The organism is Tessaracoccus yangjingae, assembly GCF_054483935.1.
Genome location: NZ_CM137014.1, coordinates 3045871 through 3060022 on the forward strand (window position 1 = coordinate 3045871; position 14152 = coordinate 3060022).

Sequence of the window (14152 nt, forward strand, 5' to 3'; positions counted from 1 at the left end):
GCTACACCACTATGAGGGACTTAACTCGAGCCCACCCAGTGCAGCCAGGCGGGAGGGTCGCCGACGCCCCACTGCGCGGCCAGCACCAGCGGCAGCCACGCCGCCCAAGTGACGCCGAACGTCACGCCGAGAAAGACCGCCAGCGGCCCCCGTCGCTCCATGCCTTCATTATGGCCAGCCCCCCGCCCACTGGGGCACTGCCGCGAGCCTTACACAACACCGCTTGTCAGCTCACGTTTCTTAGGCTTCGAGGGCGCTGCGCGCCACCTCAGCCAGCGGTGTGGCGCCTTCGAGGGCGCTACGCGCCACCTCAGCCAGCGGTGGCGGGCTGAGGTGCGAGGAGCGAAGCGACGAGCCCACCCCGCTGGCTGAGGCGCGAGGAGCGAAGCGACGAGCCTCGAAGGCTACAAAACGTTCCTCGTCAGCTCACGTTTCTTAGGCTTCGAGGGCGCTGCGCGCCACCTCAGCCAGCGGTGTGGCGGCTTCGAGGGCGCTACGCGCCACCTCAGCCAGCGGTGTGGCGGCTTCGAACGCGCTACGCGCCACCTCAGCCAACGATCAGGGCCGAAACGCGAGGGCGCCCGCCGGCTTCAGCCGGCGGGCGCCCTCGTCGATCAGGTCAGGTCAGGCGACCGTCACCGAGTTGATCACAACCGCCTCGGCCGGCTTGTCGCCGAACGTGGTCTTGGTGGTGGCGATGGAGTCGACCACCTTCTGGCTCTCGGCATCCTTCACCTCGCCGAAGATGGTGTGGCGGCGGTTCAGGTGCGGGGTGGGGCCCACGGTGATGAAGAACTGCGAGCCGTTGGTGCCCGGGCCGGCATTGGCCATGGCCAGCAGGTAGGGCTTGTTGAATGCCAGCTCGGGGTGGAACTCGTCGCCGAACTGGTAGCCCGGCCCGCCGCGACCGTCACCGCGCGGGCAGCCGCCCTGGATCATGAACCCGTCGATGACGCGGTGGAAGGTGAGGCCGTCGTAGAAGTTGCCGGTGGTCTTCTGACCGGTGGCGGGGTCGACGTATTCCTTGGTGCCGGTGGCGAGGCCGACGAAGTTCTCGACGGTCTTCGGCGCATGGTCGGGGAACAGCTCGATGACGATGTCACCGTGGTTGGTGTGGAGCGTAGCGGTGCTCACGCGGGTCCTTTCGTTGCCTTCTGGGGTCGGGTCCAGTGTGTCAGAGCCGGTCAAGGAGGTCACTCGGCCGGCGGGAGCTGGGCCTCGATGTCGGCCACGAACTGGGCCACTTCGTCGATCCCGCTGACGGGCCCGCCGGCGATCATGCCGTCGGCCCCGAGCAGGACCGCCGCCGCCTTCCCGGTGGCGCCGAGGGCCTTGGCGGCCAGACCCATGTAGTCGTAGACGGCGTTCCTCTCCACCTCGGGCGGGAACGTGCCCGGGACCGAGGGACGGATCGACGGCATGAGCCGCACCTGGAGCACGGGCAGCCGGCTCTGGAACTCCTCCACGCGGGCGATGGCCTCGCGGGCCGGCGCGCACAGGCAGTCGATGGTGACCAGCAGCTGCGCCTGCTGGGAGGCGAGCTGGCGCAGGGTGACGGGTTCGCCGTCGGGGCGCAGCAGCACGGCGTCGGGGATGGGGGCGCGCACGTAGTCCTCCAGGCCGTCGTCCTCCTCCTCGACGACGGCGGGCGCCTCGGGCTCCTCCACCACCGCCTCGGCCGCGCGGGCCTCCAGGACGGGGCGCAGGATGAGCTCGCGCACCTTCGCCTCGCCCGTGGCCGGCGAGCCCACCACCGCACCGGAGGCGTCCAGCTCCACCGCCCCCGGCGTGTAGGGGCCGACAAGGGCGTTGGCGACGTTGGAGGCGTAGTCCTCGTGGAGGAGGGTGAGCTCCTTCCACTTCGGGTCGTCTATCGAGTGGCCGGAGGGGCGGACGGGAATGACGGTGCGGCCGGGCACCTGGGCGAGCCACTCCGGCAGCTGGGCGAGCACCCGCTCGCAGCCGCCGCAGCCGGCCATCACGAACAGCAGCACCACGCCGCGATGCTCGTGGGCCAGGGCGCTCAGCCGCACGGACTTCTCGCTGGGCACCTCCCGGAGGGCGAGCCGGGGTGCGAACCCGAGGGGCCGCCCCTCACCCGCGGCCTCGACGGCGGGGCCCCGCCCCAGCGACAGCATCAGCGCGGCGGCGCTCAACGCGGCCATGGCCACCCAGCCCCAGCCGCCGCCGTCGAGGCTGTAGATGTCCACCCCGACGATCACGGCCATGAAGCCGAGCACGGCCAACAGGAGGATGAGCAGGTTGCGGGCCAGGGTGCGCTGCGACACGTCGTGCGAGCCCAGCGCCCCGAAGCAGTTGCAGCGCACCGGCTCCTCGAAGCGCAGCGCGCGGGCGATGACGACGGTGTAGGCGGCGAACAGCGCCACCGACGCGGCGGCCCCGGCCACCAGCACCCACCCGGATCCCAGCACCAGCACCGCGGCCAGCAGCAGCTCAGCGAAGGGCAGCAGCACGGGCGCGGGCGAGCGCCCCAGCCACGCGGGCAGCCGGAGGGCGGAGAAGGCGTCACGGGTCTCCTCCTTGGCGCGCAGCTTCGCCACCCCGGAGACGGCCAGCAGGACGGCACACGTCAGGTTCCCCAGCACCAGATAACTCACGCGCCGATTATTGCCTACTCCGTTGGTTGAGCCGGTCGCGCACGAAGCGCCGTGACCGTGTCGAAACCCCTGGCACCCGGTGCAGAGACCTACCCCACCGCGGTGCCCATGCCCCGCGTGCCCGTGCCGTGGCGCCGGCGCGCGCCGCTTCGCGGCTCACGGCCGTGCGCCACTTTCTTCGCGGCTCACGGTGTGCGCCCCATGTCCGCTGGGTGAGCCGGTCGGGCGCGAAGCGCCGCCGACCGCGTCGAAGCCTCTGGCACCCGGTTCATGGACCCGACCCCACCCCCACCTGGCAGCGAACCCCAATCCCCAAACTCCCATTGCATGAACCCCACAACCGGGTAGCGTGGAACTTGCTCGATTACGAGCCACAACCAAGGAGGTACTTGTGAGGAAGTCACAAGAGTTGAAGAAGGCCGCCGCGGAATCCGCTTCCGCCGCCGCCGAGTACGGACAGCACGCCCTCAAGGAAGGCATTGAGCGCGCCCAGTTCCTGCTCGACGAGGCCCGCCACCAGGCCGGCCCCATCCTGCACGACGCGAAGGTCCGCTCCGCAGACTTCGCCTCGAAGCGCCTGGACGATCTGGAGCCCGTCCTCAAGGACGCGCTGGACAAGGTCAACCCGGCCGTCGAAGCCGCCCGCGAGCTGCTGGAGGATGATCTCCTGCCCAAGCTCCAGGACGCCCTGCACGCCGCCGCCGAGCATCCGGCTGTCGTGGAGGCCGGCAAGCGAGGCACCGCCGCCGTCGCCGCTCTGAAGGGCGAGCTCGAGGTCAAGCCCAAGAAGAGCAAGTGGAAGAGCGTCGGCCAGTTCCTCGCCATCTCCGCGATCCTCGCGGGCGCCGTGGCAGCGGTGCGGCACTTCCTGGCCCCGAAGGACGACGGGTGGACGGCGCACGAGCCGTCGAAGGCGTACGTCAACAACAACGACACCTTCTCCACCGCCGCCAAGTTCGCCTCCGACGCCACCCCCGAGCCCGAGGTCGACGAGGTGGTCCTGCCCGCAGACGAGGTGCAGGCCGAGACCGACATGACCTCCGAGGGCGCCCCGCCCACCGGCCACGACTACGTGGCCCCGGAGGACCTGGCGGCCGAGGAGCCCTACGGCGACGGCGGGGAGCCGGAGCCCGTCGAGGAGCCGGGTGTCGCGGCCAGCGAATCCGCCTACGGTGAGGGCGCCTACGTGGGCTCCGAACCCCCGGAGGGCTTCACCATCAAGGGCAACGAGCGCTCGAAGAAGTACCACATCGAAGGCAGCGGCGGCTACGACCGCACCATCGCCGAAGTGTGGTTCAACTCCGAAGACGCGGCCAAGGCCGCCGGCTTCACAAGGGCCCAGCGATAACCCCCATCCGCCACTGACAAGGGCGGCGCTCCTCGACAGGGGCGCCGCCCTTGTTGTTTCTGAGCCAGTCGCCGCCACGTAGGTCCGCCTCGGTGCGGGCGCTCGCGGCGACCGCGACCAGCCTCGGGGAAGTGACGGGGGGCATCCACGCCGCAGGGGTGTCGGCAAGCCAGGCGTCGATCGAGCAGATCCTCCGCGTGGAGCACGTTGCCGCTGGCGGATTGGGCGAGCAGGGCGTCGCTGGTCAGCCCCCAGTTTCGAGCGTCGTCCGCATCGGCCGACTCGCGCCCCGGAAAGCGCATCTGGGGCCTGCGGTTCCGCCTTCACGGCCCCAGCAGCGCCAAGGGGATGACGGCGATGCCGTCGCGTCGGCGGTAGGCGGTGGTTCCGGTAGTGACGATGACCAGGTCTGCGATCCGATCCGGGATCTGCTCACGCAGCCACAGGAGATGCCGCACATCGGCATCGGAGACCGAGTGCGCCAGCTTCACCTCGATGCCGAGCACCTGCCCGTCCGGGCCCTGGACCACCAGGTCGATCTCGTGCTCCCCTGCGTTGGTCCGCAAGTGGAACACCTTGGCATCGCAGGCCTGCGCGGCCACCCGGACCCCCAACGTGACCAAGGACTCAAACAGCGGACCGATCATGTGGACACCGGCGTGACCCAACAGCGCATCCGCGGAGAGCGCGAGCAAGCGGGCCGCCAACGCCGGGTCGGCGAGCTGATGCTTGGGCGCCTGCTGCAGGCGGCGGATCTCATTGCTGGCCAGGATCCAGCCAGGCACCGGGTCGAGAAGCCACAGCCGCGTGAGGTGATCGCGGTAGGCGATCGTGGTCGTCTTCGCAGGCTGGCTTCCATCGCCCCCCGTGGTGGCGTCCAGCAGTCTTGAGTAGGAGGTCGTCGTCGAGGAGGCCGCCGCATAGGCCGTCAACCAGCGCCGAAGCGTCTCGGGTCGCCGAACCTCAAATCCGAGGTCAGGTAGGTCACGATCGATCACTCGCTGGAGATAGGCATCCAGCAGGCCTCGCCTCAGGCGGAGGGCGGTTCCCATGATTCCGGGAAACCCGCTACTGACGATCGCCTCGGCATAGTCGCGAATCGTGTAGCTGGAGCGACCAGTGACCTCGGGAGACCCCCCACCTAGCAACGACTCCAGCGACACGGCGGGCACAACCGCCCCCCGCTCATGAAGGGCCATGGGACGCATGCGCAGCGACAGAATCCGGCCAGCCCCACTGTGCGTGCCCGACGCGTCGACCGGAGTCGCCGACCCTGTGAGCAGAAATCGACCGGGCCGGGCGCCGGCGTCCACCTGCCGCCGTACGGAGTCCCAGACCTGCGGAAGCTTCTGCCATTCATCCAGCAACAAGGTGCCCTCGGGGATCGCGGCGAGCCCGAAGTCGGCCTGCGCCACCTCACGCTGGGCAGCGTCGTCGAGGAACCACACCGTGCTGGCGCGCCGCTTCGCCGTGTCGGTCTTGCCGACGCCCTTCGGGCCATCAAGGGCGATCGCCGGCGCAAGCGGGAGCAACTCGTCGAGTTCCCGATCAACAGTCCTCTGCAGGTAGGGCACCGTCGTATCCTACCTCTGACAAGTCGACTACGCTACTGTTTTCAGATGCTTCAGGCTACCTCTTGCGTTCTCCACGGCCGCCAAGTTCGCCGCCGACGCGGCCCCCGAGGCCGAGAACGGTGAGGGCGCCTACGTGGGCTCCGAGCCCCCGGAGGGCTACACCATCAAGGGCAACGAGCGCTCGAAGAAGTACCATCTCGCCGGCAGCGGCGGGTACGAGCGCACCATCGCCGAGGTCTGGTTCAACTCCGAAGACGCGGCCAAGGCCGCCGGCTTCACGCGCGCCCAGCGGTAGTCACCCACAACCCAACCTGACAAGGGGCGGCGCTCCCGAACGGGGGCGCCGCCCTTAACTCTTGTCCGAAACTTAGTCACTGTACGAGGTTGTACGGATCACCCAGGACCGACGAAGCACCACGCCCTATCACCAAGCCCGGACCCTTCTAAACCGACTGCGACAAGGCGATTTACCTCCGCCAACCACCCGCCGCGGGTGAAGCGGACGGCAACTCATGAGAGTCTCACTACCCAACCCCAAATAGGAGAATCGGGGTCCGGTTTAGTATTTTGTCCCCGTGAGCAGGGAAAATCTGGGGGGTATTCCTGCACGACCCACGGTCACGCAGGTATTCACAAGCAAGATCATCAAACTACCGTCGTTCTGGCGGCGCGCCATGCTTATGGCGTGGGACGGCGTGTCGTGGATCATGGCGGTACTGGTCTTCGTGGTCATCCGCTACGACCTGACCCTGAACGTGGCGCAGTGGACCTGGGCGCTGCTGTACACTGCCACCGCGATCATCCTGCAGTCGGCCCTCGGCCTCCTCACCCACGTGTACCTGGGACGCAGTCGGGTTGGCTCGTTCTCTGAGGCCACCTGGATCGGCACCGTGGTGCTGATGGCGTCGATCCCGCTCGGCCTCGCGCTCAGCGTGATGACGCCCGACTTCCCCCGCGGCGTGGCGCTCCTCGCTCCCCCGCTGGCCCTGACCTTCATGGCCGCCGGCCGGTGGCTATTCCGGATTGCGCTGGCCACGGTCCAGCCGCGCCGCGACACCAACGCAGTCGCCACCATCGTCTACGGCGCCGGCGAGGCCGGCCATCAGGTGGCGATGCTGGTGGACAAGGCCGAGGAGCCGCCTTACCGGATCGTGGGCTTCGTGGACGACGACCCCGACAAGCGCTGGCTGCGCGTGCGCGGCTACCGGGTGCAGGGCACCGGCAAGGACCTCATCGACGTGGCCCGCGACCGTGACGCCGACATGGTGATCCTCGCCATCTCCAACGCATCGCCCGAGCTCATCAAGACGGTGTCCGACCAGTGCAAGGCGCACGGCCTCGAACTGGTGGTCATTCCCCCGGTCCGGGAGATGATCGAGGGCCAGATCTCCCTTTCGGCGCTTCGCCAGTTCAGTGTCGAGGACCTCCTCGGCCGACGGCCGATCAAGACCGACCTCACCGCGATCGCCGACTACCTCACCGGCAGAGTGGTGCTAATCACGGGCGCGGGTGGCTCAATCGGCTCCGAACTCGCCCGTCAACTCCACAAGCTGGGCCCCTCCAAGCTAGTCCTCCTCGACCGTGACGAGTCCGCCCTCCACAGCGTTCAGCTCGACATCTACGGCAACGGCCTGCTCGACACCGACGACATGGTGCTGTGTGACATCCGCGACGAGGAAGCCCTCTGCGCGATCTTCGCCCACCACAAGCCCGATGTGGTGTTCCACGCGGCTGCGCTCAAGCACCTGCCAATGCTCGAGCGCTACCCCGACGAGGGCTGGAAGACCAACCTACGCCGACCGCTGGGCTCAGCCACTGGTTGAAGGCCTTCGACGATCTGATCGAGGATGCTCCGACACAATTCGGGCGGCCCGTGGTGGCCGTGGGCGACTTCAACGCGGTCGTCGAACACGAGCCCATGCGCCGGCTCGCTGCTGTGACAGGCCTGCGCGACGCCGTCGTTGGATTCGGGCTCGGCTGGCTCCCCACCTTCCCGGACGACAGCGTTGTCCCGCCGGTGGTCGCCCTGGACCATGTGCTCATTTCACCTGGCCTGGTGGCCTCGTCGGCATGGACGGAGTCAGTGCCGGGACAGGCGCACCGGGCGCTGTTCGTGGAGTTGGGTGTGGCGGAGTGAGTCAACGTCGCTGAAGCGTCGCGGAACAGCGCAACCCACCGTTTAGGCTGTGCTCGTGTTGGAACCGGCCCGCCTCCTGAAAATCGCCCACGGCACTCTCGGCGCACCCCTGCGATGGGGCTACACCGCGGCGTCAGAGGTGGAGATCGCCGGAGCCACCGCCTTGTCCCGACTCGCCCGCAAACCGGTCACGTCGGTGCCGGATCTGACCGTCATAGGGAAGACCTTCGAACGCCCCGCCAACGCGAGGCGCATGGTGTTGACACTGCGCAGGGTGTTCGACGGCCCGATCGTCATCGCTGACGACTCCTCGACTCCTCTGACCTGGGACGTGCCCGGCGTGGTCCCGGTCACCCTCCCGTTCGACTCGGGCGTGGCTGCCGGAAGGAACGCGGCGCTTGAGAAGGTGGACACCGAGTTCGTGATGTCGGTCGACGACGACTTCGTCTTCACCCCCGAACTCGACCTGAACCGCGTGGTCGATTACCTCCGCCGCAATGCCGCGGTTGATTTGGTAGGAGGTCTTGTCATCAACCTCCCCCTCTGGCAGGCCCCTGACTACTCCCAAGCCAAGCTCTTCGCCTACCACGGTCACCCCGTTCACCCCGCAGGCACGATCATCGACGGGCTGCCGGTGCTCTACAAGGTGCCCCAGTTCTTCATCGCCCGCACCGACCGGCTCCGTCTGGTGCGGTGGGACGATCGGCTCAAGCGCGTGGATCACAACGACTTCTTCACCCGCGCCTACGGCGTGCTGGTGACCGTCTACAACAAGCGCTTCTACTGCTTGCACGCGCAGCCGAAGTTCAACCGGCACTACCAGAGCTTCCGGAGAGACTATGGGGCGGACCTGCAGTACCTGGGTGAGAAGTGGGGATGACTCTCCGGCCTCAACGCCTTGCCATCACCCACCACACCTGACTACTCATGGCCTGCGCTCAGTGGTAGGCAGGAGCAGCCAAGCTGGCGCATGTGTGCGCAGCCGTGGGTTCACGCCGCTGGTAACCAAGGCGGATGGCCTCAGGAGCAAGGATCCTGCCGGTAGACGTACAGCACGCCGTCGCCTGCCACTGCCCACCGTCGATACTCGAACTCGTCGACGACCGGGAGTTGGAGCGACGGATTGGCGCTCACCACGAGACACTCCCTCGACCCCGGGAACATGCCCATGATCCTCGGCGTCACCGAGGCGTCGCGGGCGGGGAGGTCCGGGCGTGCGGGGAGTTCGGCGTGCGTGCCCACCCACTCGAGGCCGGCATTGACCGTGCTGGCGTCCGCTCCCCCGGCCACGAGCTGCTCGGCCGCGTGCCAGTGGGCGGCGTCGCGGGCCAGAGCGTCGGAGGTGAACACCAGGCCCATGCCGGCGTTCAGCGCGAGCGCCGACCAGCCGAGGACCGTGAGCCTGGCCCAGTGCCGCATCAGCAGGATCCCCACCAGCGGCACGGCGGGCAGCATGTAGCGGCCGAAGACCCACTGGCCGATCGCGGCCTGGAGCACGGTGCCGCCGAGCAGGAGCGCCAGGGTGAGCGCGATCAACGGCTGCCCCACCAGCGGTGCGGAACCGTCGCGGCCTTTGAGCTTCAGCACCCAGCCCATCGCGAGGGCGCTCAGACACGCCGCCGACAGCACCGCGATGGCCAGCAGCGAGTACCACAGGGCGTCCGGCATGATGATCCGCGGTGCGGGTGAGGCCTCCGGGTAGGCGCCGAGGTTGGTGACGTAGTTGCCGGCGATCGCGTGACTGCGGCTCTGGAAGACCCGAAGAGCGCCGAGAGCGGCCACAGGCAGGGCGGCCAGGGCCAGCACCCATCGGCCGTTCGGGCGGGAGCTGAGCACCAGCGGCGCGGCGCATAGGCCCAGCGCGAGGAGCGTGCCCATCGTCCCGTTGGCCGTCTCAGCCAGGCTGAAGAGGAGCCTTGGCGAGTCACCGTTGGGCAGTGCGCGACGCCAGAGCTCGAACGCGGTCAGGGCCGCGGCCGCGATTGTGGCCTGGGCGACGGCCGTTCGGCGTGCTGGTCCGTGGAACAGCCAGATCGCGGTCGCGGCCACGGCCACCGGGGCGATGAGGGCCTGCTCACGAATGGTCACCCCCCACAGGCCCACGGCCAGCGAGAGGGCGAGTACTCGCTGGCGGCCGGTGGAGAGGGCGGTGTCGGCGAGGGTGAGTGCCACCATGACGGCCGCGTAGGCCGGGACGTCGGTCATGAACGACGTGGCCAGGAGCCCGAACTGTGGGGCGGCGGCCACCGCGAGCGCGACGGCGGCAGCGGCGGTCTCCGGGCCACGGGCGGAGACGAGGCGGAAGGTGGCGAGGAGGCCTACGACGGCGGTCGCGGCGACCCACAGGTGCTGTGCGACGACGGACCCGGCCAGCGGGCCGAGCACGACGATCTGCCCCACCAGTGAGGAGCGGTTCCAGCCGACGAGCTCGATGCGACCGGTCTCGGCGAACGTCCGCGCGATCACGGCGTGGGACCACGCGTCGTTGTGCGGGATGGAGATGCTGCCGGTCATGATCGAGAGGGCGAGCGGGATGAGGACGCCGACGACGACAGCGGCCGCGAGGAGTAGCCGCGCCGGGCCGCGGGTGGGGAGCCATCCGTCGCGAAGGAGGTCGTAGCCGGGATGGTCAGCGGTCATTGCCCTCCCTTCAGGAGCCGGAGAGTTGATGGTATCCCTCAGGTGTCGCCGAGCCGGGACCGCGGGGTTGGGTGGTGGCACCACAATTGAGGCGCTCAAGCTCTTCCTGCGCCTCCCAAACCATTGACACCTGCGGTCACTCCTCTACGTTTTCCTCAACCCGTGCCCGGGGGGACAAGGGAGGAACAGCATGAAGCGGACGACACAGGTTCTGTTGGGGTCCCTGCGTAGCGCAGGGACGTCGGATGCGTGTCACAAGCAGTGGAGGCCGTCATGAGCCCGACCGCTCAGTCCACCTCCGCGCTTCACACTGAGGTTCTGGAGGGATGGAAGCAGGCCATCAACCTGGCCCGAGGACTCCCCAGCACAGAGCGGGCCGCGTTCGCCCGGATCATCTCCGCCAGGGCCGAGGGCCTCGCCGCTCTCGAGTCCACGATGCCCGGCGACACCTCACCAGCTGCAGAGACCCACACCTTCGTTCAGGGAATCGCCAAGGACAAGCAGACGGCCATACCAACGCTGGTCGGCGTCGGTGGCGCCATCCTGGGGCTCATCGGGACGCCGGCGGTGGTTCTAGCCTTCCAGGCGGGGGCCGGGTTCGTGGGGGCGCTCTTCACCGTCGCGGCGGCCGGCGGTGCGCTGTTCATCATCAGGGGCGTGCAGGCTGGCTATCAGGGCACCGTCACCGCGTTGGAGGAGCGCAGCACCAGAGGCGCTCCCGTGCGGGACGTGCTCAACCGGATCGCCGCGAGCGAGACCAAGCTCTTCAAGGCGTTCGGCCGGCCAGTGCCCAATCCCCCGCTCACGATGGAGGACCTCAAGATGTGGTTCGGCGGCGGCACGCTTCTCGGGGCGTTCCTCGCCGGCGCCTTCTGGATGTTCTCCTGAGCCCGATCACACCCCAGGTACAGCTGGCCTGACAGGTTACGTTTCGGAGGCTTCGAGGCCGCTTCGCGGCACCTCAGCCAGCGGAGGGGGTTGCGTTTCGGAGGCTTCGAGGCCGCTTAGCGGCACCTCAGCCAGCGGAGGGGGTTGCGTTTCGTAGGACGCTTCGAGGCCGCTGCGCGGCACCTCAGTGACCGGGGCCGGGGCGGCCCCCGTGGTGAAGGCAAGAGAGTTCTTTCAAGTCAGCCAGCTGAAAGGAGCTTGGCCAGCCGCGGCGAGGGTGCCGACGCCTTCCACGGAGACGGCGGACAGGCCCTGCCACTTGGCGGCCTCGGTCAGGAGCGGGGCCACTCGCCTCGCCACGTCGTCGATCCTCGTCTGGTAGGCGGGTTCGATGTGCGCGTGTTGGACGCGCAGGACGCCGGCCTTGCGGTCGCTCTTGAGCTCCCCGCGGGCCGCGATCTCGTCGTCGATCAGCACCAGCAGCACGTAGTAGCCGTGCTCGCGCTGGTCATGAGCGGCGGCGTCAGCGCGGCGGTGTGGATGGGAGGTGCCACCCACGAGATCGACAGGGTGCGCACTACCCACGCGGACGGCACCGGCCCTGGGCAGACATCCTCGCGGCTGACCGTCGAGGTGCTGAGCCACGCCCTCTCCTGGGGACAGCCCAAGGCTCCGCCATTCGACCTGATCCTCCTCGGCCCGGGAACACCCGAGGGCCCGTGGCTGGAACCGTTCGAGACGCGTCCGAGCCTGTCCAAGCTCGACGGATGGCCCAACCCCCAGCTGTGCGGCGACCGGTTCATGAACTTCGGGGCGTTCGGCCAGGACAGCTTCAAGAACTGGGACTGGATGTGGGGACGCCTTGACGGCGCCATCACGCTGGCGAACGCGCTCATGGGAGAGGTGCCCGACGATGAGAAGGTGCCGCTGATCAACACCCAGGTCGATGAAATCCTCGTCGACTGTTCGAGCACCCGGGAGGGGGTCTACAACCGTTGCGTTGAAGTTCTGGCGATGGCGCCGACGGCGCTGATCGCGTCCGCGCGCGACTCAGGCCAGACCGAGCTCAAAGGGATGATCGACGACGCCGCGGCCATGCCAAGCCGCAACCCAGTTGTCGGCTCGGCGCCGCGGGTGGCCCGGTGGGAGATCCGCGTGCTCCTGAAGCCGGTGGCACCGTTGGCGAGATGGGCCGCTGGTCGACTCTGAGCATGCAGCATCGGATCTAGTCAGGCTCCTGTGGGTGGAGACAGTCGGCAGGATCGGCGTACGGGTGTTCGATTATCACGATTGGGTAACGGTTGCCCATGGACCCTTGGGGTGACACGCGTGTTCGATTAAAATGGGGGCATGCATCAGCGGCGGCTCACCACGGATCAGGCGCTCACCACGCTTGAATCCACGCTGTCACTGGTCGATCACGCTCAGAGGGATGGGCTCGACGCCCCGTCCAGGCTCCGGTTGATGCAACGCGCCCGACGGCTGTCCGAGCGGCTCGAATCCCTGGCCCACGTGCTCACCGACGAAGCCAACCGGGCCCAGGCATCAATGCGGGCCGCCGGCACCCCGTTGACGTCCTTCCTCGCCGTCAGCGAACAACGCGACACCAAGGAAGCCGCCGCGCAGGTGTTCCAGGCCCGCGACATGGCCACCCACCCCCAGGTCCGGCAGGCAGCCCTCGACGGTGATGTGTCCCCCGCGCATGCCGTGGCCATCACCAAAGGCATGGCGCAGCTACCGGGCGGGTTGAGCGCCGAGCAGCTGCAACGCGCCGAAGAGGTGTTCCTTGGCCGGGCCGGGACCACCACCCCGCGAGAGCTGTCGAAGCTTGCGCCGCTCGTGCTGGCGGAGATCGCACCCGAGCAGGTACCCACCCCGGAGCAGCGTGTAGCAGACGTGGAGGCGCAGGCGCGCCGAGCGAAGGCCAAGCGGTCCTTCTCCTACGGCGACGACGGCGACGGCTCGGTATGGTTCCGCGGATCCCTGCCCGCCCTCGACGCCGCGCCGCTAATCGCCACCGTCGAGGCCTACGTCCAAGCGGACCGACGCGCCGCCAAGGACCGGCTGGCCGACGTCCGGGCGCTGCGCCCCGGCCCGCAGATGCTCCGAGACCACGCCACCGCCGACCAAGGCCGCACCCCCGAGCAGCGCCGCGCCGACGCACTCACCGTCATGGTCTCCACGCTCCGCGGAACCCCGAGAGTCGCCGGAGACCGGCCCCGGATCGTCGTCACCATCCAAGAGTCAGACCTGCGGGAACGGGCGGAAGCCGTGGGCGTGTTGGCCACGGGCGCCGTGGTGGCACCCGGAGACCTGCGCCGCCTCTGCTGCGACGCAGACCTCACCCCCGTCGTCCTCGGCGGGAAGTCTGAGGTACTCGACCTCGGACTCACCAAACGGCTCGTCACCCCCGCACTCCACAAAGCACTCACCATCCGCGACCGTGGCTGCATCTTCCCCAACTGCACCACCCCCGCCATCGCCTGCGAAGCCCACCATGTGATCCCCTGGTACCTCGACGGGCCAACATCGCTGGGAAACATGGTCCTCCTCTGCGCCCACCACCACGCCGTTATCGAACCCCAACGCTTCAACGACACCGCAGACCAATGGACCATCACCTTCCACCCAGTCACCCGCAAACCGGTCATCACGCCGACGACGCGGATGCAGCTCTACCTCCACGCAAGACAACGACGACCCGACCGGGTTCCGGGGCTCGGCGACGAGCGCGCCCGTGAGCATCACCCGGGCGATACCGGGGTCGAGATCACCGATGACCAGCGCCGCCGGTAAGCCCGCGCCCTGACCTACCCCATCAACCAACGTCCCAGACAGCTCTCGAGCCAGCGGCCGCTCCGCTGGCTGAGGTGCCGAGCAGCGGCTCGAAGCCTCAGAAAGGTGAGCTGACAAGCGGATTCTCTGAGGGCTCACAGCTAACAGGCTC

The 14152-nt window shown here is 68.5% G+C and carries 13 protein-coding genes and 1 pseudogene; 8 read left to right on the forward strand and 6 right to left on the reverse strand.

Annotation, left to right across the window (positions count from 1 at the left end; translation table 11 throughout):
* Nucleotides 1–20: 20 nt before the first annotated feature.
* From ACX1D3_RS13740 to ACX1D3_RS13750, 3 genes are all read right to left on the reverse strand, one after another.
* Nucleotides 21–161 carry a hypothetical protein gene (locus tag ACX1D3_RS13740; RefSeq protein ID WP_458994382.1) on the reverse strand — a complete coding sequence of 47 codons (141 nt, stop codon included), beginning with the start codon at nucleotides 159–161 and terminating at the stop codon, nucleotides 21–23.
* 463 nt (nucleotides 162–624) lie between these two features.
* A complete protein-coding gene (locus ACX1D3_RS13745) occupies nucleotides 625–1134 on the reverse strand; it encodes a peptidylprolyl isomerase (RefSeq protein WP_458994383.1) in 510 nt (169 codons plus the stop codon).
* A 59-nt stretch (nucleotides 1135–1193) separates the two neighbouring features.
* The gene (locus ACX1D3_RS13750) at nucleotides 1194–2618 is read right to left on the reverse strand and encodes a MauE/DoxX family redox-associated membrane protein (protein ID WP_458994384.1); all 1425 of its coding nucleotides are present in this window, start codon (nucleotides 2616–2618) and stop codon (nucleotides 1194–1196) included.
* 391 nt (nucleotides 2619–3009) lie between these two features.
* On the opposite strand from ACX1D3_RS13750, the gene ACX1D3_RS13755 reads away from it, so the two are divergent.
* The gene (locus tag ACX1D3_RS13755) at nucleotides 3010–3966 is read left to right on the forward strand and encodes a sunset domain-containing protein (protein WP_458994385.1); all 957 of its coding nucleotides are present in this window, start codon (nucleotides 3010–3012) and stop codon (nucleotides 3964–3966) included.
* A gap of 323 nt (nucleotides 3967–4289) precedes the next feature.
* Here ACX1D3_RS13755 and ACX1D3_RS13760 read toward each other — a convergent pair whose 3' ends face one another.
* Nucleotides 4290–5540, reverse strand: coding sequence for an ATP-binding protein (locus ACX1D3_RS13760; RefSeq protein WP_458994386.1), 1251 nt, complete (start codon nucleotides 5538–5540; stop codon nucleotides 4290–4292).
* Nucleotides 5541–5613: 73 nt separating this feature from the next.
* Here ACX1D3_RS13760 and ACX1D3_RS13765 point away from each other — a divergent pair.
* The 4 genes and pseudogenes from ACX1D3_RS13765 to ACX1D3_RS13780 all read left to right on the forward strand — a co-directional run.
* Nucleotides 5614–5835: pseudogene (locus ACX1D3_RS13765) on the forward strand (sunset domain-containing protein); the annotation flags it as partial.
* Nucleotides 5836–6115: 280 nt separating this feature from the next.
* Nucleotides 6116–7363 carry an SDR family NAD(P)-dependent oxidoreductase gene (locus ACX1D3_RS13770; protein WP_458994387.1) on the forward strand — a complete coding sequence of 416 codons (1248 nt, stop codon included), beginning with the start codon at nucleotides 6116–6118 and terminating at the stop codon, nucleotides 7361–7363.
* Nucleotides 7360–7677, forward strand: coding sequence for an endonuclease/exonuclease/phosphatase family protein (locus ACX1D3_RS13775; protein ID WP_458994388.1), 318 nt, complete (start codon nucleotides 7360–7362; stop codon nucleotides 7675–7677). Before ACX1D3_RS13770 ends, ACX1D3_RS13775 begins: the two co-directional genes overlap by 4 nt.
* Nucleotides 7678–7732: 55 nt before the next feature.
* A complete protein-coding gene (locus ACX1D3_RS13780) occupies nucleotides 7733–8557 on the forward strand; it encodes a glycosyltransferase (protein ID WP_458994389.1) in 825 nt (274 codons plus the stop codon).
* A 140-nt stretch (nucleotides 8558–8697) separates the two neighbouring features.
* Here the strand turns inward: ACX1D3_RS13780 and ACX1D3_RS13785 are convergent, their stop codons facing one another.
* The gene (locus tag ACX1D3_RS13785) at nucleotides 8698–10317 is read right to left on the reverse strand and encodes a hypothetical protein (protein WP_458994390.1); all 1620 of its coding nucleotides are present in this window, start codon (nucleotides 10315–10317) and stop codon (nucleotides 8698–8700) included.
* A 273-nt stretch (nucleotides 10318–10590) separates the two neighbouring features.
* Here ACX1D3_RS13785 and ACX1D3_RS13790 point away from each other — a divergent pair, with 273 nt between their 5' ends.
* Nucleotides 10591–11205 (forward strand): hypothetical protein, encoded by a 615-nt coding sequence (locus tag ACX1D3_RS13790; RefSeq protein WP_458994391.1) that lies wholly within the window; start codon nucleotides 10591–10593, stop codon nucleotides 11203–11205.
* 234 nt (nucleotides 11206–11439) lie between these two features.
* Here ACX1D3_RS13790 and ACX1D3_RS13795 read toward each other — a convergent pair whose 3' ends face one another.
* Complete coding sequence (locus ACX1D3_RS13795; protein WP_458994392.1) at nucleotides 11440–11763, reverse strand: hypothetical protein; 324 nt, start codon at nucleotides 11761–11763, stop codon at nucleotides 11440–11442.
* 75 nt (nucleotides 11764–11838) lie between these two features.
* Between ACX1D3_RS13795 and ACX1D3_RS13800 the strand changes: the two genes are divergently transcribed.
* Complete coding sequence (locus tag ACX1D3_RS13800) at nucleotides 11839–12414, forward strand: DUF3376 domain-containing protein (protein WP_458994393.1); 576 nt, start codon at nucleotides 11839–11841, stop codon at nucleotides 12412–12414.
* A gap of 141 nt (nucleotides 12415–12555) precedes the next feature.
* Nucleotides 12556–14001 (forward strand): HNH endonuclease signature motif containing protein, encoded by a 1446-nt coding sequence (locus ACX1D3_RS13805; RefSeq protein WP_458994394.1) that lies wholly within the window; start codon nucleotides 12556–12558, stop codon nucleotides 13999–14001.
* Nucleotides 14002–14152: the final 151 nt, after the last annotated feature.

Bases quoted from the DNA above. Each gene is read 5' to 3' on its own strand.
- ACX1D3_RS13740 (WP_458994382.1), bottom strand. From the start codon at position 161: ATGGAGCGACGGGGGCCGCTGGCGGTCTTTCTCGGCGTGACGTTCGGC.
- ACX1D3_RS13785 (WP_458994390.1), bottom strand. From the start codon at position 10,317: ATGACCGCTGACCATCCCGGCTACGACCTCCTTCGCGACGGATGGCTC.
- ACX1D3_RS13790 (WP_458994391.1), top strand. From the start codon at position 10,591: ATGAGCCCGACCGCTCAGTCCACCTCCGCGCTTCACACTGAGGTTCTG.
- ACX1D3_RS13805 (WP_458994394.1), top strand. From the start codon at position 12,556: ATGCATCAGCGGCGGCTCACCACGGATCAGGCGCTCACCACGCTTGAA.